This window comes from Pseudomonas putida (assembly GCF_030159595.1).
GTDB classification, from domain to species: Bacteria; Pseudomonadota; Gammaproteobacteria; order Pseudomonadales; family Pseudomonadaceae; genus Aquipseudomonas; species Aquipseudomonas putida_AC.
Map to the genome: position 1 here is coordinate 266,483 of NZ_BSKJ01000005.1, position 22,310 is coordinate 288,792.

Annotated in this window: 24 protein-coding genes and 1 pseudogene; 8 read left to right on the plus strand and 17 right to left on the minus strand. The window is 62.6% G+C overall.

All coding sequences use genetic code 11. The features are described 5' to 3' along the window. Window positions 1-80: 80 nt before the first annotated feature. The 3 genes from QQL85_RS13575 to QQL85_RS13585 form a co-directional block, all read right to left on the minus strand. Entirely contained in the window at window positions 81-680 is a 600-nt protein-coding gene (locus QQL85_RS13575; protein WP_284354075.1) for a tRNA-uridine aminocarboxypropyltransferase, read from the minus strand. A 64-nt stretch (window positions 681-744) separates the two neighbouring features. Further along, window positions 745-2,310: a methyl-accepting chemotaxis protein gene (locus tag QQL85_RS13580; protein WP_284354076.1), complete on the minus strand. Its 1,566-nt coding sequence runs from the start codon at window positions 2,308-2,310 to the stop codon at window positions 745-747. A 136-nt stretch (window positions 2,311-2,446) separates the two neighbouring features. Beyond that, window positions 2,447-3,340 carry a LysR family transcriptional regulator gene (locus QQL85_RS13585; protein WP_284354077.1) on the minus strand — a complete coding sequence of 298 codons (894 nt, stop codon included), beginning with the start codon at window positions 3,338-3,340 and terminating at the stop codon, window positions 2,447-2,449. 226 nt (window positions 3,341-3,566) lie between these two features. On the opposite strand from QQL85_RS13585, the gene speB reads away from it, so the two are divergent. Next, window positions 3,567-4,517, plus strand: coding sequence for an agmatinase (speB, locus tag QQL85_RS13590; RefSeq protein WP_003254586.1), 951 nt, complete (start codon window positions 3,567-3,569; stop codon window positions 4,515-4,517). A 132-nt stretch (window positions 4,518-4,649) separates the two neighbouring features. After that, on the plus strand, window positions 4,650-6,029 hold the full coding sequence (locus QQL85_RS13595) for a sodium:solute symporter (RefSeq protein WP_284354078.1): 1,380 nt from the start codon (window positions 4,650-4,652) through the stop codon (window positions 6,027-6,029). Window positions 6,030-6,092: 63 nt separating this feature from the next. Here QQL85_RS13595 and QQL85_RS13600 read toward each other — a convergent pair whose 3' ends face one another. Beyond that, window positions 6,093-6,221, minus strand: a complete 129-nt coding sequence (locus QQL85_RS13600) for a PA1414 family protein (RefSeq protein WP_009683677.1) — start codon at window positions 6,219-6,221, stop codon at window positions 6,093-6,095. A 124-nt stretch (window positions 6,222-6,345) separates the two neighbouring features. Then, window positions 6,346-7,239: a putrescine utilization regulator PtrR gene (gene ptrR / locus QQL85_RS13605; RefSeq protein ID WP_284354079.1), complete on the minus strand. Its 894-nt coding sequence runs from the start codon at window positions 7,237-7,239 to the stop codon at window positions 6,346-6,348. A gap of 106 nt (window positions 7,240-7,345) precedes the next feature. Here ptrR and QQL85_RS13610 point away from each other — a divergent pair, with 106 nt between their 5' ends. After that, on the plus strand, window positions 7,346-8,506 hold the full coding sequence (locus tag QQL85_RS13610) for an MFS transporter (RefSeq protein WP_284354080.1): 1,161 nt from the start codon (window positions 7,346-7,348) through the stop codon (window positions 8,504-8,506). Here the strand turns inward: QQL85_RS13610 and QQL85_RS13615 are convergent. The 7 genes and pseudogenes from QQL85_RS13615 to QQL85_RS13645 form a co-directional block, all read right to left on the minus strand. After that, a complete protein-coding gene (locus QQL85_RS13615; RefSeq protein WP_284354081.1) occupies window positions 8,503-9,429 on the minus strand; it encodes a DMT family transporter in 927 nt (308 codons plus the stop codon). The two genes, QQL85_RS13610 and QQL85_RS13615, sit on opposite strands and share 4 nt — an antisense overlap. A 105-nt stretch (window positions 9,430-9,534) precedes the next feature. Then, complete coding sequence (locus QQL85_RS13620) at window positions 9,535-9,930, minus strand: transcriptional regulator (protein ID WP_284354082.1); 396 nt, start codon at window positions 9,928-9,930, stop codon at window positions 9,535-9,537. Between the two features lie 112 nt (window positions 9,931-10,042). Continuing rightward, window positions 10,043-10,297, minus strand: a complete 255-nt coding sequence (locus QQL85_RS13625; protein ID WP_284354243.1) for a BrnA antitoxin family protein — start codon at window positions 10,295-10,297, stop codon at window positions 10,043-10,045. Continuing rightward, window positions 10,275-10,463, minus strand: a pseudogene (locus tag QQL85_RS13630) (BrnT family toxin); the annotation flags it as partial. The pseudogene QQL85_RS13630 and the gene QQL85_RS13625, both read right to left, overlap by 23 nt. A gap of 56 nt (window positions 10,464-10,519) precedes the next feature. After that, window positions 10,520-11,320: a helix-turn-helix transcriptional regulator gene (locus tag QQL85_RS13635; protein ID WP_284354083.1), complete on the minus strand. Its 801-nt coding sequence runs from the start codon at window positions 11,318-11,320 to the stop codon at window positions 10,520-10,522. Window positions 11,321-11,406: 86 nt separating this feature from the next. Beyond that, window positions 11,407-12,639 carry an ethanolamine utilization protein EutH gene (eutH, locus tag QQL85_RS13640; protein WP_284354084.1) on the minus strand — a complete coding sequence of 411 codons (1,233 nt, stop codon included), beginning with the start codon at window positions 12,637-12,639 and terminating at the stop codon, window positions 11,407-11,409. A gap of 98 nt (window positions 12,640-12,737) precedes the next feature. Continuing rightward, window positions 12,738-13,502, minus strand: coding sequence for an SDR family NAD(P)-dependent oxidoreductase (locus QQL85_RS13645; RefSeq protein ID WP_284354085.1), 765 nt, complete (start codon window positions 13,500-13,502; stop codon window positions 12,738-12,740). A gap of 156 nt (window positions 13,503-13,658) precedes the next feature. On the opposite strand from QQL85_RS13645, the gene QQL85_RS13650 reads away from it, so the two are divergent. Continuing rightward, a complete protein-coding gene (locus QQL85_RS13650) occupies window positions 13,659-13,931 on the plus strand; it encodes a hypothetical protein (protein WP_284354086.1) in 273 nt (90 codons plus the stop codon). A gap of 63 nt (window positions 13,932-13,994) precedes the next feature. Here the strand turns inward: QQL85_RS13650 and QQL85_RS13655 are convergent, their stop codons facing one another. After that, window positions 13,995-15,356, minus strand: coding sequence for a DEAD/DEAH box helicase (locus tag QQL85_RS13655; protein ID WP_284354087.1), 1,362 nt, complete (start codon window positions 15,354-15,356; stop codon window positions 13,995-13,997). A 103-nt stretch (window positions 15,357-15,459) separates the two neighbouring features. On the opposite strand from QQL85_RS13655, the gene QQL85_RS13660 reads away from it, so the two are divergent. Further along, window positions 15,460-16,758, plus strand: coding sequence for a mechanosensitive ion channel family protein (locus QQL85_RS13660; protein ID WP_284354088.1), 1,299 nt, complete (start codon window positions 15,460-15,462; stop codon window positions 16,756-16,758). Between the two features lie 124 nt (window positions 16,759-16,882). On the opposite strand, the gene QQL85_RS13665 is transcribed toward QQL85_RS13660, so the two are convergent. The 4 genes from QQL85_RS13665 to QQL85_RS13680 form a co-directional block, all read right to left on the minus strand. After that, window positions 16,883-17,818 (minus strand): AEC family transporter, encoded by a 936-nt coding sequence (locus QQL85_RS13665; protein ID WP_284354089.1) that lies wholly within the window; start codon window positions 17,816-17,818, stop codon window positions 16,883-16,885. 1 nt (window position 17,819) lies between these two features. Continuing rightward, the gene (locus QQL85_RS13670; protein WP_284354090.1) at window positions 17,820-18,695 is read right to left on the minus strand and encodes a carboxylate/amino acid/amine transporter; all 876 of its coding nucleotides are present in this window, start codon (window positions 18,693-18,695) and stop codon (window positions 17,820-17,822) included. Between the two features lie 183 nt (window positions 18,696-18,878). Beyond that, window positions 18,879-19,478: an FMN-dependent NADH-azoreductase gene (locus QQL85_RS13675; protein WP_284354091.1), complete on the minus strand. Its 600-nt coding sequence runs from the start codon at window positions 19,476-19,478 to the stop codon at window positions 18,879-18,881. Between the two features lie 109 nt (window positions 19,479-19,587). After that, entirely contained in the window at window positions 19,588-19,902 is a 315-nt protein-coding gene (locus QQL85_RS13680; protein ID WP_284354092.1) for a 3-phosphoglycerate kinase, read from the minus strand. Between the two features lie 48 nt (window positions 19,903-19,950). Here QQL85_RS13680 and QQL85_RS13685 point away from each other — a divergent pair, with 48 nt between their 5' ends. From QQL85_RS13685 to QQL85_RS13695, 3 genes are read left to right on the plus strand one after another with little or no spacing between them, the layout of a single operon-like run. Next, the gene (locus QQL85_RS13685; RefSeq protein ID WP_284354093.1) at window positions 19,951-20,874 is read left to right on the plus strand and encodes a LysR family transcriptional regulator; all 924 of its coding nucleotides are present in this window, start codon (window positions 19,951-19,953) and stop codon (window positions 20,872-20,874) included. Between the two features lie 13 nt (window positions 20,875-20,887). Further along, complete coding sequence (locus QQL85_RS13690; protein WP_284354094.1) at window positions 20,888-21,700, plus strand: alpha/beta fold hydrolase; 813 nt, start codon at window positions 20,888-20,890, stop codon at window positions 21,698-21,700. Then, window positions 21,694-22,251 (plus strand): peptidylprolyl isomerase, encoded by a 558-nt coding sequence (locus tag QQL85_RS13695; protein WP_284354095.1) that lies wholly within the window; start codon window positions 21,694-21,696, stop codon window positions 22,249-22,251. Before QQL85_RS13690 ends, QQL85_RS13695 begins: the two co-directional genes overlap by 7 nt. Window positions 22,252-22,310: the final 59 nt, after the last annotated feature.

The following is a 22,310-nucleotide window of genomic DNA, read 5'->3' on the forward strand; positions in this document are numbered from 1 at the left end:
CAAGGCCGCTCCTACACGAGTACGCGATCCCCTGTAGGAGCGGCCTTGTGTCGCGATGGGCTGCAAAGCAGCCCCAGCCTTTACTCGGTCCCATGGTTACGCTGGAACGTCTCCACCCCCATCGCTCTGATCTGCCCCTCGATCAACGCCTCGAACGGCGCCAGCAACGCATCGAAGCAGGCTGGCTGTTCCAGCGCATTCAACGCCCCCACCACCGCCTCGATCGTCGACAACGCCCCCGCTTCCGGCGCCTTGCGCAGCCGATAACGTGAAGGTGCGACTGGCCCCAGCGTCACACGCGGCAACGCTTCCAGTAACGGGTTCATGTACAGCAGCTTGCGCGCCTTGCGCCAGGTGCCGTCGGGCACGATCAGCAGCAAGGGTTCGTCTTCGGTTTCGCTGTACGCCGAGAGCACTTGCGCGTCGTCACCAGGAAATAGCAGCGCCGGCCGGTAACCAGGCGTTGCCAGCAAGATGCCCAAGTCATCGAATACCTCACCTATGCGCAGCTCGGCATTACCAAGGCCAAGGGCGGCCAAGCGCGCGGTGTTCAGGGCATGAGCAGTTTCACTGGGGTGCTGCAGCAGGATAACGCGGGTGCGGCTGTCGAGCGCGGGGATCAGGGGGCAGAGGCAATGGTCAAGCGGGCGCTGGCAGCGCTCGCAGCGGGGTCTGGGCATGGGGTTCTCCTTGGCGGAGACAGTTTGCCACAGAATCGGGGCCCGCTTTGCGGGCCCAGCGATCTCAACGATTGAAACGCTCTGCCAGGCTGTGCAGGTACTCCGCCATGCGCTCCAGGTCCTGGCTGATTTCCGCCCCTTGCCTGGCTTGCCCGGCACTCTGATCGCACAGCTGGGCAATTCTCACGATCTGTTGGTTGATATCTTCGGCCACATGGCTTTGCTGCTCCGACGCCGTCGCCATCTGCTGACTCATGCCAGTGATGCGGCTGACGGCCTGGGCAATCCCGCTCAAGGCTGCCTGCACGGCCTCGACGCTGTGCACGCTGTCCCGCGAGATCTGCTCGCCCCGGCTGGCGGTGCTCACCGCCCGCTCTGCCCCCGCGCGCAACGAGGCGATGATGTGGTGAATCTCATCGGTGGATGCGCGGGTACGCTGGGCCAGCGAACGCACTTCATCGGCCACCACGGCAAACCCCCGCCCCTGCTCGCCAGCGCGCGCCGCCTCAATGGCCGCGTTCAATGCCAACAGGTTGGTCTGCTCGGCAATCGAGGTAATCACATCGACCACGCTGCCGATCGATTGGGTTTGCTCGGCCAAGGCATTGACCGCCTGGCCGATATCGTTAACCGCGTCGCTCATGCTGCCCATGGCCTTGAGGCTCTGCAGCGCCAGCTCGCTGCCCTGCTGCGCCAGCTGGTCGGCATCGCCCGCCGCATGGGCCGTGCTTTGCACGTTGTGGGTGACCTGCTGGATGGTCGCCGCCATCTGCGCAATGGCCGTGGCCGACTGGTCGGTTTCACTGCGCTGGCGGTCGAGCATCTGCGCTTGGGCGTCAGACAAATCAGACGACTGCGCCGCCCGCGACTTCACCCCGACCCCGGCGTCGACCAAGCGGGTGAGCGCCGTTTGCAAGCGCGCTTCCTCACTGAGAATGGCCAGGTCAAGCTGGCCTTGCAGGCCAGGGTTGTCGCTGTAGGTCAGCGCCACCAACGGGCTGGTGAAAGCCTTGGGATGCTCAGCCAAGGTGCGGCGGATGGCCTGGTTCTGCCGGTGCTCGACCAGGTACCAGGCCAGCAGCAAACTGGCCATCAGCACCCCGAGCGCGGCATAGGGCGGCAACCACAGGTAACCGGCCGCCGACAACAGGCCTGCGCCAATCAACGGCCAACCATGGCCCAAGCCATGCCCCAGCCGAGCCGCCCAAGGCACAGCCGCTCTACCGCCCCGCAGGCGTGCATACAGCGCCTCGGCGCGGCGGATCTGCTCACGCGTCGGCACCGAGCGCACCGATTCGTAACCACTGATGCGGCCTTGTTCGTAAATCGCTGTCACATAGGCGCTTACCCAATAGTAGTCGCCGTTCTTGGACCGGTTCTTGACCACCCCCATCCACGGTTTGCCCTGCTTGATGGTCTCCCACATATGCCCGAACACCGCAGGCGGCATATCCGGGTGGCGCACCAGGTTGTGGGGTTGGCCGACCAGCTCGTCGTAGGTAAACCCGCTGATGGCCACGAAGGCGTCGTTGCAATAGGTGATGCGGCTGTTGAGGTCCGTGGTGGAGATCAGGCGTTGTTCGCTGGAGAAGGTTCTTTCGTGCTCAGTGACGGGCAAATTCATGCGCATCTTGGGCGATCCTTGCAGGATGAAATGAGGGAAAATCATCAGCGCAAGTTGATATGTAGCAGAGCGCTATCAGGTTAGCGGTCAGCTTTTGCCGGAATTTAGAGCCTCCCGACGGAATGCACGAACACGTCGCTTTTCAGCTCACGTTCAACTGGCTTTTCAGCAAGTCGCGGAAGGTCTGGATCAAGGGTTCCCGGCTACGCCCACGGCGGATGATCAGCGAGAACGGGGCTTGGTAACCAAAGGTCGACGGCGACAGCACACGCAAATCGCCCTTGTCGACCCAGGCCTGGGCATAGTGCTCGGGCAGGTAGCCGATATAAGCGCCGGAAAGGATCAAGATCAACTGCGCCTCCATGCTCTCTACCGTCGCCGCACTGTGCTTGAAACCATGCCGTGCCAGTTCTGCCTGGCTCCAGTAGCCGCGCCCGACCATGCGCTGCTGGGTCACCACCTGCTCGGGGATGCGGCGCTCGGCATACAACGGGTGGCGGCTGCTGCAGTACAGCCAGTGCTGTTCACGGTACAACGGCTGGTAGAGCAGACCGCTCATGCGCGAGGAAAAGGCGCCGATGGCCAGGTCCAGACGGTTGTCCTGCACACCCAGTTGCAGCTCGTACGGGCTGGAAACCGACAGGTGCAGGTGCACCGCCGGGTGCTCCTGGCTGTAGGCGCCGATGGCTTCGGCCAGCGGCAAAGCGCGGTCACCGACGGTGGAGTCGATCACCCCGAGGTTGAGGGTGCCACGCAGTTCGCCCTTGAGGGCGGCGGCGTACTGCTCGAAACCGTCCAGCTCGGCCAGCAGGCGCAGGGTTTCCTGGTGGAACAGCTCGCCCTTGCTGGTCAGGCTGAAACCACCCCGGCCACGGTGGCACAGCACGATACCCAAGGCGCCCTCCAGCTGGCTCATGTAGGTGCTGATGGCCGAAGTCGACAGGTTCAGATCACGCTGGGCGTTGGCAAAGCCCTGGTGGCGCACCACGCTGACGAAGATGCGCAGCAGTTTCAGGTCGGGCAAGGTCGAGGCCATGGTGCAACGGTTCCGCTGGGGTATTTGCGCGCAGTCTAACCGCTCTGCCCGCCTTTAGTTCAGAAATTCCTGAACTAAGTATTTGTCGGTAGCGATTCTTCCCCGGCACTACCTTCAGCAGACTTGGCCGAAATGTCCCTGCCCGCCGGCAAAACCACACTTCACATGGCGCGCGGCGGCACAGGTTCGAACAAACAGAACAATCGACCGACTGATGAGGCCCACCGTGGACAAGACTCTCCACCAACCACTGGGCGGCAACGAAATGCCGCGTTTCGGCGGCATCGCCACCATGCTCCGTCTCCCCCACCTGCAAAGCGCCGAAGGCCTGGATGCCGCCTTTATCGGCGTTCCGCTGGACATCGGCACCTCGCTGCGCTCCGGCACCCGCTTCGGCCCACGGCAGATCCGCGCCGAGTCGGTGATGATCCGCCCGTACAACATGGCCACCGGTGCCGCCCCGTTCGACTCGCTGTCGGTGGCCGATATCGGTGACGTGGCAATCAACACCTTCAACCTGCTGGACGCCGTACGCATCATCGAAGAAGCGTATGACGAGATCGTCGAGCATAACGTCATCCCCATGACCCTGGGTGGCGACCACACCATCACCCTGCCGATCCTGCGTGCACTGCACAAGAAACACGGCAAGATCGGCCTGGTGCACATCGATGCCCACGCCGACGTCAACGACCATATGTTTGGCGAGAAGATCGCCCATGGCACCACCTTCCGTCGCGCCGTGGAAGAAGGCCTGCTCGATTGCGACCGCGTCGTGCAGATCGGCTTGCGCGCCCAGGGCTATACCGCCGATGACTTCAACTGGAGCCGTCGCCAGGGCTTCCGCGTGGTGCAGGCCGAGGAGTGCTGGCACAAGTCGCTGGAGCCACTGATGGCCGAAGTGCGGGAAAAGGTCGGCGGCGGCCCGGTGTACCTGTCGTTCGACATCGACGGTATCGACCCGGCCTGGGCGCCAGGCACCGGCACCCCGGAAATCGGCGGCTTGACCACCATCCAGGCGATGGAGATCATTCGCGGCTGCCACGGCCTGGACCTGATCGGCTGTGACCTTGTCGAAGTCTCCCCGCCTTACGACACCACCGGCAACACCTCGCTGCTCGGTGCCAACCTGCTGTTCGAGATGCTCTGCGTGCTACCTGGTGTAGTGCGTCGTTAATACCGCTACACCCCGGCAGGAGCCATGAGGGAGGGCCACAGAGGCCCGCCAACAACACGACAAGACCACCCGGGCCGTGAACCCGCCCGGGTGGTCGATCTCGCCATAATAAAGATAATCGGGAGACCCCCAATGGCCTTGGACATCATTGTTGTAATGATCTATACCGCCGGCATGCTCGGGCTTGGCTGGTATGGCATGCGGCGCGCAAAAACCCAAGAAGACTACCTGGTAGCCGGGCGCAACCTCGGCCCGGTGATGTACATGGGTACCATGGCCACCACCGTGCTCGGTGGCGCTTCCACCGTCGGCACCGTACGCCTGGGCTATGTCCACGGCATCTCCGGCTTCTGGCTGTGTGCAGCCTTGGGCCTGGGCATCATCGCCATCAACCTGTTCCTGGCCAAACCCTTGCTGCGCCTGCGCATCTTCACCGTGACCCAGGTGCTTGAGCAGCGCTACAACCCTACCGCACGCCAGGCCAGCGCCGTGATCATGCTGGCTTATGCGCTGATGATCGGCGTCACCTCGACCCTGGCCATGGCCACCGTACTGCAAGTGCTGCTGGACTTGCCGTTCTGGGCCTCGCTGATGCTCGGCGGCGGTGTGGTGGTGCTGTACTCCACCATTGGCGGCATGTGGTCGCTGACCCTCACCGACATCGTGCAGTTCGTGATCAAGACCGTCGGCCTTATGTTCATCCTGTTGCCGGTGTGCCTGTACAAGGCGGGTGGCTGGGACACCCTGGTGGCCAAGTTGCCGGCTGCCAGCTTCCAGCTGACCACCATTGGCTGGGACACCATCATCACCTACTTCCTGATCTACTTCTTCGGCATCCTCATCGGCCAGGACATCTGGCAGCGGGTGTTCACCGCGCGTGACGACAAGGTCTGCAAACGTGCCGGTACCACTGCGGGTGTGTATTGCGTGCTGTACGGCCTGGCCTGCGCGGTGATCGGCATGGCCGCACATGTGCTGCTGCCCGACCTGGCCAACCCGAACAACGCTTTTGCCGAGATGATCAAGACCACCCTGCCCGATGGCATCCGTGGCCTGCTGATGGCCGCAGCGCTGGCAGCCATGATGTCCACCGCCAGTGCTGGCCTGCTGGCTGCCTCGACTACCGTGACTGAAGACCTGCTGCCAAAACTGCGCGGCGGCAAACCGTCGAGCCTGGCCCTTAGCCGCCTGTTCACCTTGCTGACCGGTCTGGTGGTACTGGGCATCGCCCTGGTAGTGAACGATGTGATCAACGCCCTGACCCTGGCCTACAACCTGCTGGTCGGCGGCATGCTGGTCCCGCTGATCGGGGCGATCTTCTGGAAGCGTGCAACCACCGCCGGCGCCATTGCCAGCATGTCGCTGGGCTTTGCCACTGCGCTGCTGTTCATGTTCAAGGACGGGCTGGAGGCCAATACGCCGATCTACTACAGCCTGGTAATTGGCTTGGTGAGCTTTGTGGTAGTGAGCCTGATGTCGAGTAAGTCGGTGGCGGCGGTGAAGCTGGCCTGATAAAGCCTGACAGAAACAACAAGGCCGCTGCATCCAACCGGATGCAGCGGCCTTTGTTTTCTATCAGCGACGACGCGGCTGGCGCTTGCGCTGCTCTTCATCAGTCGGGATCGGCACCGGCTGCAAGGGTGGTGGAATCAGCCCCAAAGCAACCGCCAGGTCGTGGAGCCAGTTGGACAGTGGTTTATTCATAATGCCCCCTTGACGGGTCAGCCTCACGGCAAATCAATCCTGCGATGTTTCATACAGATCATAGCCCGATGTCCTGTATTACGCATGCCTCTGCTCTTACAGATAAGGGCCATTTTGACCCGGATCAAGCCGTAACGCCGCATTCCGACGACTGGTTAATCGTTTCGCTTTGTTGCAGGTCGATCCACGCCTGCAGATTGGCCCCGCGCATGCCCTGGCGCCACATCAGCCAAGTGACCGCCTGATCGAACGGTGCCTGGAGCGGATGCACCTTGACCCGGTCACGCCCGGGCAGGCTGTCGAGCATCGACTGGGCCATCATCGCCACGCCTGCACCGGCGATCACGCAGGCCAGCATGCTCTGATACGACTCGATCTCCATCACCCGGCCCATGGGCGTATGGGCATGGGCATACCAGGCCTCCAGGCGCATGCGGTACGAGCAGCCCTGGCGGAAGGTGAACACTGCCTTGCCTGCCACATCCTTGGCGCTATGCACCACCGGGTGCTCGGGGCTGGTGATCAGCACCAGTTGCTCATCGCACAGCGGTACGCCGTCCAGCCCGGCCAGGTTCAGCGGCCCATCCACCAGGGCAGCGTCCAGGTTGTGGCTGAGCAAGCCCTCGAGCAACTCGCCACTGGGCGCCGCACGCACCTGCAAGTTCACCGCCGGATAGGCTTGGTGATAGCGCGCCAGCAACCCCGGCAAGTGGGTCGCCGCCGTGCTGTACATGGTCCCCAGTACGAAGTCTCCGGCTGGCTGGCCACCTCGCACAGCCGCCAGCGCTTCGTCGCGCAAGGCGGACATACGGTGAGCGTAGTCGAGCAGCACCTTGCCCGCCGGTGACAGTTGCAAACGCTGGCGTTCGCGCAGGAACAGCTCAACACCCAGTTGTTCCTCCAATTGGCGCAGGCGCGTCGACAGGTTTGACGGCACGCGATGCAGGCGCTCTGCGGCACGGGTAACCGACCCTTCCTCGGCCACGGCCTGGAAGATACGAAGTTGGCTGAATTCCACGACATTCTCCAAAACAGAACAACTTGATCATCATTATTCAATTTTATTGAAAATTAAACCGCCCTAACCTGCCAGTCATCGCTTAGATCCGTGCAGGAGACCTGTCATGTCGCCACTCATTCAACTGCTGGCCAGCGCCGTGGCGCTGATGATGGCCATGGGCATTGGCCGTTTCGCCCTCACCCCGCAATTGCCGCAACTGATCGCCGAGGGCCATTTCGACCTTACGGTCGCCGGGTTGGTCGCGGCTGCCAACTACCTGGGCTATTTCATGGGCGCGGTAGATGCCATGTTCGCCCGATCGCCCGGCCAGGTGCGCCTGCGACTGCAGGGAGGGCTGTGGCTGTGCGTGCTGCTGACCCTGGTTTCATGGGGCGCCGACGGGTTCTGGAGCCATGTGCTACTGCGCTTTGGCACCGGCGTGGCCAGTGCCTGGGTGCTGGTGATGATCACGAGCCTCAGCCAGCAGGTGGCCAATGCACACAACCGCCAGCGCTTGGGCGCGCTGGTGTTCGCCGGGCCAGGTCTGGGCATCGCCGTAACCGGGTTGCTGGCACTGGTGGCGCACCTGCTGGGGCTGGGCTCGGCGGCGCTGTGGCTGATCTATGCCGTTGCCGCGCTGGTGATGCTGCTGGCCGTGCGGCCTTGGCTGCCAAGGGCACTCCAGCCTGCGCCAACGCCAGCGCACCAAGGCCCGACCCGCAGCGTCGGCATTGGCCGCCTGGGGCTGGTTTATGCGCTGTATGGCGTGGGGTACATCCTTCCGGCCACCTTCCTGTCGCAAATGGCCAACCAGCAGTTTCGCGGACAGTGGCTGGCCGACCTGTTCTGGCCGGCGTTTGGCCTGGCGGCGGCCTTGGGTGTGCTGCTGGTGAGCCTACGGCGCGGCGGCCGCACCTCGATCTGGCTCACCGCTACCCTTTGGTTGCAAGGGCTTGGCGTGCTGAGCTGCCTGATGGGCGGGGGTATCGGGCTGACATTGGGCGTGGTGCTGTGCGGCGGGCCTTTCCTGGCCTGCATGCAACTGGTGATGCAGCGCTCGCGGGAACTGGCGCCACATGCCACGCAACGCAATGCCGGGCTGCTGACCGCGTGCTTTGCCTTGGGGCAATTGAGCGGGCCCTTGTTGGCGGCAATCAGCAGCCATTTCAGTGGCGGGCTGCAACCAGCGCTGATGCTGGCAGCGTGTGGGTTGGTAGTGGCTGGGGGACTGGTGCGGATGGCTCGCAACGTGCGAGCCGGCGGCGCCTGCCAGACCAACCATTAGCCGACATATCGCCGCAATTGCTTCTTCACCCAAGGCTCGGCACTCACCAGGATCACCCCCAGCAAGACCATCAGCGCGCCAAGCACAAAGTTGATGCTAAGCGGCTCATCCAGCAGCAGCACACCAAAGGTCACCCCGAACAGTGGGGTGATGAACGAAAACACTGCCAGGTTCGACGCCAGGTATTTGCGCAGCAACCAGAACCAGGTCAGGTAACTGATGAACGACACCACGATCCCCTGGAACAGCACACTGCCCATTGCCAAAGGCGTCAGCGACACGGCACCGATCTGCCCGCTGAGCAAGGCAATCAGCAGCAGCCCGGCAAAACCGACCGCCAGCTGATAGAACAGGGTCAAGGTCGCTGGCGCCTCCGACAGCCGCGAACAACGCACCACCACCGTGGTCGCGCCCCAGGCCAGGCCGGCGATTACGCCAAAGGCATCGCCCAGTAGCATGCGGCCATCCATCTGCTCGAACGACATGCCACCGGCAAACGCCATGGCAATGCCACCGAATGCCAGCAGAATCCCCAGCCACTGCAGCAGCCGCAAGCGCTCGCTGGGTAGCCGGAAATGCAGGCCTAACGCGGTGAATACGGGCGCGGTATAGAGAAACACCGACATGTGCGCCGCCGATGTCAGCTTGAGCCCCTCGGCAATGAACAGGAACTCCACGCCGAACAACCCGCCCGCCACCACCCCGGCGCGCCAAGTGCTACCGACCTGTTCCCAGCCACCCCGCCAGCACAGCATCACGCCCACCAGCACGGCGGCGATGCCATTGCGCAGTGCCGCCTGCATCACCGGGGCGATGTCGACAGCGGCGGTCTTGATCAACACCTGCTGGCAACCCCAGATCAGGCACAGCCCCAACATTACCTGGAAAGCGAAGGCATCAGGGTTCTTGCGGACCGCGCTCATAGGCGGCCCTCTGGCGTGATCATCGGCATGGTCAAAGGCTCGGCAGTTTTCGGAAGGTACCGATTATCGGTTTCCATACCCGCCCTTGCCAGCCTCAAAACGACCTCAAGCGATCTGCGCCTTCGCCGACACCTGCTCGAAGGTAGCCTCATCCAGCGCATCCGCCTGCTCGTCCAGCACCTGGCGCGGGTGCTCGAAGCCGGGGATGCTGCTGTCGATCAGGCTCATCAAGCGCAAACCACGCTCGGTCAGCACGAAGTTTTCGCCATTGCCACCCTCTTCTTCAGGCCGGCTTTCGATGAAGCCACGCTTGAACAGCAGCTTTTCGTACTCGCAGGCATGGGTTTTCAACAGGTCCAGGTCACCCACCGGCTCACCCTTGGCGGCCAGCGCCGCGGCGTGCTGTTCGGCATAGGGGCGTGGGGTAAAGCTGTGACCAGCGCCGTTCTGCACCTCGTGCAGCAAGCGTTCGATCAGGTCCCAGTCGTAGGGGATGCTCATGGTGATGGGCTCCAGCTGTGGACGGATGGGTACACAGCTTGGGACCCGTGGGCGGAAGGGGTGTTCCAAAAATATGAGAGGACGAATCCCGACTGCTAATCCTGAGCAAAGCTCAGCGTAGCTTTTGCTGGGCTTGCATATACTGGCGCAGCAGCTGATTGATGCGGGTCTGGTAGCCGCTACCCTGCTCTTTGAACCAGGCAAGGACATCGGAATCCAGCCGAATGGTCACCGTCTGCTTGGCTGGGACACGCAGCTCGGCCTCGCGGAAAAAATTGTCATCCAGCTCGGGGATATCCGACGTATCGATAGCGTGGTCGTCCTGCAGAGCCAAGCGGCTCCAGTCAGTTTTCGATGCTTTGGTCAGAGTGTTTGGCCTCCCACCTGGTGGCTTTGCGCGCAGAGATGATTCGAATGACATCACCCCGCCTCTCCGTATACACCACGCCTATCAAACGCTTCAGCCAACCCAGGCTGACCCAGCGCTCCTCGTCATGGCCCGGATTGTCATCGCGGCGTATCAGCATCGGGTAAAAGGACTACAACCCCGCGCGGAAGCAGCCTGGCCAACCGGCTGGCGCGGTTCTGGTTACTGCTTGACCAGATAGTTGATAAACAACCGGAACAGCTCTGCATTTCCGGCAATCCCCAGCCGCTGCCAGATGTTGTGCCGGTGCACCTTCACAGTGCCCTCCGAAATCCCCAGCTCGCGGGAGATCGACTGGCTGCTGTGACCCTGCAGGATCAGCTTGGCCACATGCCGCTGGGTTTCGGTCAGTTGGCCCTGGAGAATATCGACGAAGGCATCTTCCAGTTGGCTGTCCGACTCCTGTGGGTCAGCCAGATCATCGGCGTGGGCCACACGCAGGTGCTGGCTGAAAACGGCGTCGATCACCGGCGTCAACGCGGCCAGGCGCTGCGCTTCCTCGGCCGCGAACGCGCCCTTGTCCAGGCCACGCATCAGCGAATACACCAAGGCAGTGCGCGGCCGCACCGGCACGATGAAACCGATCTCCTCGATCAGGCTGCCGTGGTGCGACGAGACGCAGGGATGGATGTCGTGAGAGATGGAAAACCCCGAGGCGAAGAAACTGTCCGGGGCCAGTTCGCTCATGCGCCACAAGCCAGCCGGGTGGTGGTTGGTGCAAGCGACGTAGAACGGGTCGAGCAGGTAACCGCCCCGCAGGTAGGCTTTGAGTGTGCGTTCGGCCACGCGCTGGTGGTAGCCGTCGTGAACCAGCAAGGCAGGCTGGTTGAAGCGAAACAGGTAGGCGCAGCTCATGTCGAAATCCACCACCCCCTTGAGCGCGGCATCGAGGGCCGGGCCCAATGCATCGCTGCCGATGCTGCGAATGACCGCGCCCAGGCGGTCGGCGTCGTCGCTGTTCATTGCGGTGGCCCGTACGGTGTTGGGAGAAGGCGCAAATGCCGCCCGGCTGTGCAAGCCCGAACGGCATTGAACGATGCGTTGCCCGGTCAGTGCAACGCTGCACTGGCGGGCAGCAGGTCGCTTTCTTGTTCCTGACGGCCCAGCTCCAGCGCCTTGGGCACCGCCAGCCAGTAGGCCAGCAGCATACCCAGCAGGCCACCGGCGAGCTTGCCGATGATCAGCGGCCCGATCAGCGTGGGCTGGAAGTTGGCCGAGTAGGCCAGGTGGTCACCGAACGTGAAGGCCGCACATACGGCGAAGGCAATCACCAGTACCTTGTCTTTTGGCGGCATGTCGGCCACCAGGCGGAACATTGCCAGGATATTGGCCGAAGCGGCGAGGATACCGGCCGCGCCCACCGGCGACAGGCCGATTTTCGACGCCACCGTTTCGATCGGCCGCGACAGGAAACGCTTGATCAGGTAGACCATCGGGAACGCACCGCAGAGCATGATGCCCACATAGCCGGCAATTTCCAGGGCACGGAACTGATCGGCCTTGTCGGCGATGATCGGCGCAAAGCCCCAGCCACCGAACAGCGACGTGAACGCACCGGTGAAGTACTCGACGATCGAAGCCACCAGTACCAGGGTCACCGCCGCATACATCAGCTGCCCCAGCTTGAGGAACAGGCTGACCATGAGGTTGGGGAAATAGCGCAGGGCAGCCGCCAGCGCCACACAGAACAGGATCAGCGGCGACAGGTTGCGCAGCAGGGTCGGCAAGGTGAAGTGCAGCGCCTGGGTCGCCGCGCCTGCCGTGGCGATATCCGGGCGCACGCCCAGGCCCATGGCCTGCATGCCCATGGCGATGAACACGATGCTGATCGGGATGCTCAGCAGTCCGGCCATGATGCCCAGCGCCATGTACTTGTGATCGGCCTTGTTGAGCATGGCCAGGCCCACGGGGATGACGAATATCACCGTCGAGCCACACTGGAAGCCGGTAATCAACCCGAGGATCCAGCCTTCAGGGCTGTGCGACAGCGCCTGGGCCAATTGGTAGCCGCCCAGGTCCGAAGCGATGAAGATCGGCCCGGCGATGCCGGCATCGGCCCCCATGGCCAGGAACAGCGGGCCGATAAACTGGCTGATGAAACTGGAGATGAACGGGATCGCGGCCATGATCCCCGCCACCGGGATGAAGATCGGGCCAATGCTGTGCAGGCCAGCGGTGAACTCCTTGGCCAGCTCGGATTCCGCGTTGACGATCGATGCGATCGCGCCGATGACGGCGCACACCATGATCACGTAGATGACGTAAGTGCCTATGTTTTCCATCTGCTGCCTCTGTCTTGTTGGAATTGGCTTGGGGGCAGAATTGAAGGGTGCTGCATGTCGTTCTTGTTAAAGGCCGGCAGCGCATTGCCGGCCGGGCGTTACATGGCGGTGTAGGCGTTGTCGACAAACAGATGCGAGCCGCTGACGAAGCTGGACTCGTCACTGGCCAGGAACAAGGCGGCGTTGGCCACTTCGCTCGGATCGCACAGGCGCCCCTGCAGGGTCTTGATGGCTTCGTCAGAGGCGTCCACGCCGTAACCGCGCAGCAGGTCAAGTTCGCGGCGGCCATGGGCGGTGCCGATGAAGCCCGGGCAAATGGCGTTGCTGCGGATGTTCTGGTCGCGGTATTCCACGGCCAGGGCGCGGGCGAACATGTGGCAGGCGCCTTTGGTGGTGCAATACAGCACCTCCATCGGTGTGCCGACCACTGCCGAAATCGACGAGGTGCAGATCACACTGCCGCCGCCAGCGGCAAGCATGCCTGGCAATACGGCCTTGGTGACCAGGAACATGCTTTTAACGTTGACACTCATCAGCCGGTCCCATTCGGCTTCGCTGGTTTCCAGGAACGGGCCGGCGGCGATGATGCCTGCGTGGTTCATCAGCACGGTGACCGGGCCGAAGTGCGCCTGGGCCTGGCTCACCGCGCGGTGCACCTGGTCGGCCTGGGACACATCGGCAGCGACGAACAGCGCCTGGCCACCCTGGGCATTGATGCGCGCCGCCACGGCTTCACCCTGGCTGGTCGGCAAGTCGAGGATCACCACCTTGGCGCCCTCGGCGGCGAACAGCTCCGACGCGGCCAGGCCACAACCGCCAGCGCCGCCGGTAATCAGTGCCACCTTGCCTTTCAATCGATCCATGGGTCTGTTCCTCGGTTGTTATGTTTGTGGCCTCAAACTAGAGCCGAGGATGGCTGCGGTAAATATACCCAGGGGTATAGCCACCCGTCGCAGCCACTGAACCAACCGCCAGGCGCGCGCCTCCACCGGGCACCACCATCGCCGGAGGTAGAAAGGATGAAACTGCTGCTACCCATTGCCTGCGCCGCAGCCCTGTCATGCGCCCTGCCCGCCTGGGCCTGCACACCGGAAGAAGCGACGCAGAAACGTGAAGAACTGGCCGGGCTGGTGACTCAGTTGACCGAACAGAACCCGCAGAAGGCCAAAGAGATCAATGACGAACTTCAGGGGATGGCGCTGGAAACGGCGAGCAAGGACTTGCCCGACAAGTGTCAGCTGATAGACCAGCGGATCAAGGAATTGAAAACGGCGGAGAAGAAGGCTGAGTAGTGGATGGCTGTACTGGCCTCTTCTCGGGTAAACCCGCGAAGAGGCCAGCACCGCTACTGAATGTTACTCAGCAGCCGGCTTGCGCTTTTTCAGCGGTGCCAGGCCGTCAGCGCTGGCCAGCGGTGCGTTGGGCCTCGGCTTGGCGGTTGGCTTGCGCTTGGCGACCGCTTTCTTGTCGCCGCCCTTCTTATCGACCTTCTTCTTCTTGGCCCCAACAGCCTTGCCCGAAGCCTTGACCTTCTTCGGCCCGCTGTAAGTCCCCTTCACTTCCTTGATCACCCGGCGCTCGAACTGCTGCTTGAGGTAGCGTTCGATGCTCGACATCAGGTTCCAGTCGTTGTGAGTGATCAGCGAAATCGCCAGGCCTTCACCACCAGCACGGCCAGTACGGCCCACACGGTGCACATACTCGTCACCGCTGCGCGGCATGTCGAAGTTGATCACCAGGTCCAGGCCATCGATGTCCAGGCCACGGGCCGCCACGTCAGTGGCCACCAACACCTTGGAGCTGCCCTGCTTGAAGCGTTCGATGGCCAGCTTGCGGTCCTTCTGGTCCTTTTCGCCATGCAGGACGAATGCCTTCACATCCTTGGCCACCAGATGCCCGTAGATACGGTCGGCGAGCACGCGGGTGTTGGTGAAGATGATCGCCTTGTCGAAGGTCTCGTTGGCCAGCAACCACTGCACGATTGCCTCTTTGTGCTGGTCGTGGTCGGCGGTAATGATCTGCTGCCGGGTACCTTCGGCCAGCTGCGAGACGCTGTTGAGCATCAGGTGCTCAGGGTCTTTCAGCACCTTGCCGATGATGTCGCGCAGGGCTGCGCCACCCGTAGTGGCGGAGAACAACAGCGTTTGCTCGCGGTTCTCGCACTCCTTGCACAGGCGCTCCATGTCTTCGGCGAAGCCCATGTCGAGCATGCGGTCGGCTTCGTCGAGGATCATCACCTGCACATGGGACAGGTCGAGGTTACCAGCATTGAGCTGCTCAAGCAGACGGCCCGGGGTGCCGATCAACACATCCGGCACCTTGCGCAGCATGGCGGCCTGTTCCTTGAAATCCTCGCCGCCAGTGACCAGGCCCGACTTGATGTAGGTGAACTGCGAGAACAGTTGCACCTGCTTGAGGGTCTGCTGGGCCAGTTCACGCGTCGGCAGCAGGATCAGCGCGCGAATCTCGACACGCGGCCCGCTCAGGTCGACCAGGCGGTTGAGCAGCGGCAGCACGAAGGCTGCCGTCTTGCCGCTGCCGGTCTGCGCGGTCACGCGCAGGTCACGCCCTTGCAGGGCCAGGGGGATGGCCGCGGCCTGCACCGGGGTTGGCTCGACAAATTTAAGCTCGGCCACGGCTTTAAGCAGGCGTTCATGCAGGGCGAATTGGGAGAACACGGAGGTAACCTCAGGCAAGTGCGGGAAATTCAGTTGCATAGGGTAACGTTTTCTGCCGGCTTAGCCGAATTTCTTTTGGCAACTTTGACACCATCCGCGCTCTAATGGTGCTTCGTTTCGCAACAAGACTGTATGTATGCCCATGGATATTCAACGAATCTGGCGTGACTCCCTCGACCTGTGGGGCACCCTCGACCAACATCCGATGCTGCACGCCGCCATCGGCCTGGCGGTGCTGCTGCTGATTTCCCTGGTCATCGGCCGTCTGGCGCGCTTTCTGGTACTGCACAGCGCCCGCCTGTTGGCCCGTCAACCGGCACTGAAGTGGCTGGACGACCTGCGCCACAACAAGGTCCTTCACCGCCTGGCACAGACCACACCGTCATTGGTCCTGCAGTTCGGCCTGAAGCTGGTGCCAGAGCTGTCCGACACCGCCCAGCACTTCCTCGGCAATGTCGCCCTGGCCTTTACCCTGTTGTTCATGACCCTGGCGCTGTCGTGCCTGCTGGATGCCTTGCTCGACATTTATGCCCGCACCGAACACGCCCGCACCCGCTCGATCAAGGGCTATGTGCAACTGGCCAAGATGATGCTGTGGATCTTTGCCTCGATCGTCATCGTCGCCACCCTGATCGACCGCTCGCCGCTGTTGCTGCTGTCCGGCCTCGGTGCCATGTCGGCGGTGCTGCTGTTGGTGTACAAGGACACCCTGCTGTCGTTCGTCGCCAGTGTGCAGCTGACCAGCAACGACATGCTGCATGTGGGTGACTGGATCGAAATGCCGCAGGTGGGTGCCGATGGCGATGTGGTGGACATCACCCTGCACACCGTGAAGGTGCAGAACTTCGACAAGACCATCGTCTCCATCCCGACCTGGCGCCTGATGAGCGAGTCCTTCCGCAACTACCGCGGCATGCAGCAGTCCGGAGGCCGACGGATAAAGCGCAGCTTGTTCATCGATGCGGCTGGGGTGCGCTTTCTGACCCGCGAAGAAGAGCAGCGCCTGAGCCAGGTGCAGTTGCTGAGCGACTACCTGGCCAGCAAGCGCCAGGAGCTGCAGAACTGGAACGAAGCGCTGGGCCCAGTTGCCGAGCTGTCTGCCAACCGCCGCAAGCTGACCAACATCGGCACCTTCCGCGCGTTTGCCCTGGCTTACCTGAAAAACCACCCCAACGTGCACCCGAACATGACCTGTATGGTGCGGCAGATGCAGACCACCGCCGAAGGTGTGCCGCTGGAGATCTATTGCTTCACCACCACCACGGTGTGGGCGGAGTACGAGCGGATTCAGGGGGACATTTTCGACTATTTGCTGGCCGTGTTGCCGGAGTTCGGGTTGAGCTTGTATCAGCAGCCGAGTGGCAATGACATGCGGGTAGGGTTGGCGGGACGCTCGTTTGAAGCGTTACCGCGCCGGCTGGAAGCGTTTGACGAGGCTTGAAATTGCCGGGGCTGCCATGCAGCCCTATCGCCGGCTTGCCGGCGATAGGGCCAAAACAGGCAGCACAAGCCTCAAGTCATGTGCAGTACCTGTGGAGCGGGCTTGCCCGCGAAGAGGCCAGTAGTTACACCGCATAACCCAGCAGGTACAACAACCCGGTCAAGGTCACCAGCGAAGCCACGGTCGACAACAAGATCGTCCGCGATATCAGCCCCGCCTCGCGGTTGTAATACTCCGCCAGCATGAACGGCCCGGTCCCGGTCGGCAGTGCCGCCAACAGCACCGCCGAAGCCGCCCACATGCTCGGCAGGCTGAACACCTTGTACGCCAGCACCCAGGTCAGCGCCGGCTGCCCCACCAGCTTCAACCCCACCAACGGCCACGGGCTGGCCTGTGCCCCGCTACGTTTTTCCGCCAGGAAGGCGCCCAGCGATATCAAGGCACACGGCGTGGTGGCCAACGCCAGCATGTCGAGAAAATGCATCACCGGCTCGGCCAGTCCCATCCCGGTCATGGCCCAACCAGCCCCTGCCAGCGGCGAAATCACCAACGGGTTCTTCGCCAGCGCCTTGCCCACCACCACGATGGCGCGGCCGATATGCCGCTCTTCTTGCAACCCGACCTCGATCAACGTCAGCGAAATGGCAAACACCAGACACACCACGATCAACGACGAGATCAGTGCCGGCTGCAAGCCCGCCTGACCGAACAGCAGCAGGCACAACGGGATGCCAATGTAGCCCGTATTGGCATACCCCGCACTGAGCCCATCGATGCTCGATGCCACCAGACCATGGCCGCTGTACAGCCGCCACGCCAGCGTGACCACGAACATCGCCAAGGCGCCTGCACCAAAAGCCACGATGAACCCCGGGTGCCAGATCTCGCTCCAGGTGGCGGTAGCAGTCACCTTGAACAGCAACGCTGGCAGGCACAGCCAGACCACCATCTTGTTGATTTCGGCAGCCGCCTTGTCGCCCAGCTTGTTGGTCTTGCGGCACAGGTAGCCGACCAGGATCAGGGCGAAGATCGGCGCAACAATGACGAAGAGGGTGTGCATGTCAGGCCTTGCCGGCCAGCGGTGCCTGGGTCCGCGCACCCAGGCGGCTCAGCCATACCGATGCGAGGATGATCCCACCGCCGATGAACAGCCGTCCCAAAGGCTCGTGCTGGTTCCAGATCAGCAAGTTCAGCAGCAATCCCACCGGCACATGCAGGTTGTTCATCACCGCCAGCGTGCCGCCAGACACCAGGCACGCGCCCTTGTTCCACCAGTACAGGCCCAGCGCCGTCGGGCACAGGCCCAGGAACAGGAGCACCAGCCATTGCACATTGGTGCTCGGCAGGTGCTGGGCGTTACCGAACAGCAGGAAGGCCGGCAACACCACCAGCAAGGCGCCCAGGTAGAAGTAGCCGAAGCGCGCGTAATGCGGCAGATCGCTGGGGTGGCGCGCGACCAGGTGGCGGTACAGCACCTGGCCAGCGGCATAGGTGAAGTTGGCCAGTTGCAGCAGCAGGAAGCCGATGAAGAACTCGCCGCTGATGCTGTCGAAGCGGATCACCGCCGCACCGGCCACGGCAACCAGGGCCGCCAGCAGCGCCCAGGGGTTGAAGCGCCGGTTCATGGCGTCTTCGATCAGCGTTACATGCAGTGGCGTGAGGATGGTGAACAGCAGGACCTCCGGCACGGTCAACACCCGGAAGCTCAGGTACAGGCAGACGTAGGTGATGCCGTACTGCAGCGCGCCGATCAACAGCATCGAGCGCATGAAGCGCGGCTCGACCTGGCGCCAGCGGGTCAGCGGCAGGAACACCAGGCCTGCCAGCACCACCCGTGCGAGCACAGCAAAATAGCTGTCGACGTGCCCGGCCAGGTACTCGCCGATCAGGCTGAAGGAAAACGCCTGGATCAGCGCGACGATTATCAGATAGCCCATGGTTGCCTCTTGTGAATCAAGGCCGCGACCTTAGCGGGTTGCGGCGAATGAGTTCAACCATGAGGAATGTAGGGGCTGAACCGGCCCCCACAGAAGCCCAGGCATAAAAAAGCCCGGCCATTGGCCGGGCAGGTACACCCAAAGGAGCAAAAACAGGTGTCAGGGTTGGGAATTCGTTAAGCCTCAGGCCACCGCCGCCAGTTTGGCCTTGGCCTGGTTGACGCCTTTCTCGTGGAACTCGCCGCTCATGTTGAGGCCTTCGGCATGGATGAAGTCGACATCGTGAATGCCGATGAAGGCCATCACCTGGCGCAGGTACGGTTCCTGGTGGTCGCTGCTGGCACCGGCATGGATGCCGCCACGCGCGGTCAGCACGATGGCGCGCTTGCCGGTGAGCAGGCCCTGCGGGCCGGTCGGGGTGTACTTGAACGTGATGCCGGCGCGCAGCACATGGTCCAGCCAGGCCTTGAGGGTGCTGGGGATGGTGAAGTTGTACATCGGCGCAGCCATCACCAGTACGTCAGCCGCCAGCAACTCATCCGTCAGTTCGTTGGAACGGGCCAGGGCCTCCCGTTCGGCGGCGCTGCGCTGTTCTTCAGGCTTCATCCAGCCACCCAGCAGGTTGGCATCCAGGTGTGGCACCGGGTTCACCGCCAGGTCGCGCACCGTGATCTGATCGGCCGGGTGGGCGGCCTGCCATTGCTGGAGGAAATCACGGGTCAGCTGACGTGAAACGGAATCCTGCTGGCGGGCGCTGCTTTCGATGATCAGTACGCGGGACATGGGGTGCCTCCATCGGCAAAAAGGGTCGCGATTCGATGGAGGTGAGATTAAGGCTTGACCTATCGATAAAAAAGCGTAAAAAGTGGGTTCAATCAATCGATTAATCAGTTTATTCCGCGCTACAGTTCAACGCGATCCGCAGCTTGATGATCTGTCGGTTGAATTTGGCGGTGACATCGACGCTTTTGCCGGCAGGTACGTTCACCCGGCGTACCCTGGGTGCTTCCGGGCCATTGCGGAAGGTCACCTTGCAGGCCGCAGGCACCTGCCCATAGTTGTTGAGGGTGATGGCGCCAATGTCGTAGGCCGTGTCATAGGCGGTGTAGTCAAGCTTTACCCCGGTCAGTTCCTTCTCCACATCGATGGGGTAAGCCATGGCCCCGAGGGGCAGGCACATCAGTATTACCGCACAACATTTCTTCATGGGCCGCTCTCCTTGAAAGAGCGCAGCTTAGGACAACAGGAGCGAAAGATGAAAGCGCCGCGCGTGACCCTTGACCAGTGGCGAACCCTGCAAGCAGTGGTCGATCACGGCGGGTTTGCCCAGGCCGCCGAGGCACTGCATCGCTCGCAGTCCTCGGTCAGCTACACCGTCGCCCGCATGCAGGAACAACTGGGCGTGCCACTGCTGCGCATCGACGGCCGCAAGGCAGTGCTCACCGAAGCGGGCAACGTGCTGCTGCGCCGCTCGCGCCACCTGGTCAAGCAGGCCAGCCAGCTCGAAGACCTCGCCCATCACATGGAGCAAGGCTGGGAGGCCGAAGTGCGCCTGGTGGTCGATGCCGCCTACCCCAGTGCCCGCCTGGTGCGCGCCTTGGCGGCGTTCATGCCGCAAAGCCGCGGCTGCCGGGTGCGCCTGCGTGAAGAAGTGCTGTCTGGCGTGGAAGAAGTGATGCACGAAGGCATCGCCGACCTGGCCATCAGCAGCTACAGCATCGGTGGCTATCTGGGCGCCGAACTGAGCGCGGTGGAATTCGTCGCCGTCGCCCACCCCGAACACAGCCTTCATCGACTGGGCCGCGAGCTTACCTTCCAGGACCTGGAAAGCCAGTTGCAGGTAGTGATCCGGGACTCCGGCCGCTCGCAACCACGCGATGTCGGCTGGCTGGGGGCCGAACAGCGCTGGACGGTCGGCAGCCTGGGTACCGCCACCACCTTCGTCAGCAGCGGCCTGGGCTTTGCCTGGCTGCCGCGGCACATGATCGAGCGCGAACTGCGCGAAGGCGTGCTCAAGCCATTGCCGCTCGACCAGGGTGGCAGCCGCCACCCACTGTTCTACCTTTATTCGAGCAAAGAGAAGACCCTGGGCCCGGCCACGCAGATTCTCATCGACCTGCTGCGCAACTTCGACACCGCGCCCCTGGACGTGCCCTTCGCAGCCCCCCCACAAGCCTGAGAGGACCGCGCCGATGGCCTATTTCGAACACGAAGGATGCGCACTGCATTACGAGGAATATGGCCAGGGCGAACCGCTGGTGTTGCTGCACGGCCTGGGCTCCAGTTGCCAGGACTGGGAGCTGCAGGTGACGGCGCTGAGCCGGCATTATCGGGTAATCCTGATGGACATCCGCGGCCATGGCCGCTCCGACAAACCCCGCGATGGTTACCAGATCGCCACCTTCAGCGCCGACCTGCTGGCCCTGCTCGAACACCTGCGCACCGGCCCGGTGCACTTCGTCGGCCTGTCCATGGGCGGTATGGTCGGCTTCCAGTTTGCCGTCGACCACCCGCAGTGGCTGCGTAGCCTGTGCATCGTCAACAGCGCCCCCGAGGTCAAGCGCCGCACCCGCAGTGACTGGGTGTGGTGGCTAAAACGCTGGGGCCTGGCGCGCCTGCTCAGTGTCGAGACCGTCGGCAAGGGCTTGGCCGAACGCCTGTTCCCCAAACCCCATCAGGCCGACTTGCGGCACACGATGGCCCAGCGCTGGGCACGCAACGACAAACGCGCCTACCTCAAGAGCTTCGACGCCATCGTCGACTGGGGCGTGCAGGAACGCATCGGGCAGATCCACTGTCCTACCCTGGTCATTGCCGCCGACCACGATTACACCCCGATACAACTGAAAGAGCGCTATGTCGCCCTGATGCCCAACGCCAGGCTGGTCGTCGTCGACGATTCCCGGCACGCTACGCCCCTCGATCAACCCGAGGTCTTCAACCAGACCCTGCTGCAGTTCCTCGCAGCCGCCTCCACCTCTCAAGGATCTTTGAGCCCATGCTGAAAAAACTCCTGCTCACCGCCTGCTCGGTCGCCTTCGCCACCAGCGTCATGGCCTCCGACAAGACCCCGCACGTTCTGCTGGACACCAGCTTCGGCCAGGTCGAAATCGAGCTGAACGCCGAGAAGGCACCGGTCAGTACCAAGAACTTCCTCGAGTACGTTGACAGCGGCTTCTACAACAACACCATCTTCCACCGCGTGATTCCGGGTTTCATGGTCCAGGGCGGCGGCTTCACTGACCAGATGGTGCAGAAGAACACCAAAGATCCGATCAAGAACGAAGCCAGCAACGGCCTGCTGAACACCCGCGGCACCCTGTCGATGGCACGCACTTCGGATCCGGACTCGGCCACCAGCCAGTTCTTCATCAACGTAGCCGACAACGACTTCCTCAACCCGGGCCGTGACCGTGGCTACGCCGTATTCGGCAAGGTGACCAAGGGCATGGAAGTGGTCGACCAGATCGTCAACTCGCCGACCACCATCAAGAAAGGCATGCGTGATGTACCGGCCGACCCGGTCTACATCAAGTCGGCCAAACGCATCGACTGACCGCAGGCTTCACAGGGACGTGAAACCGCCTGAGGGTCGGATGGAACAGGAGTGTCTTT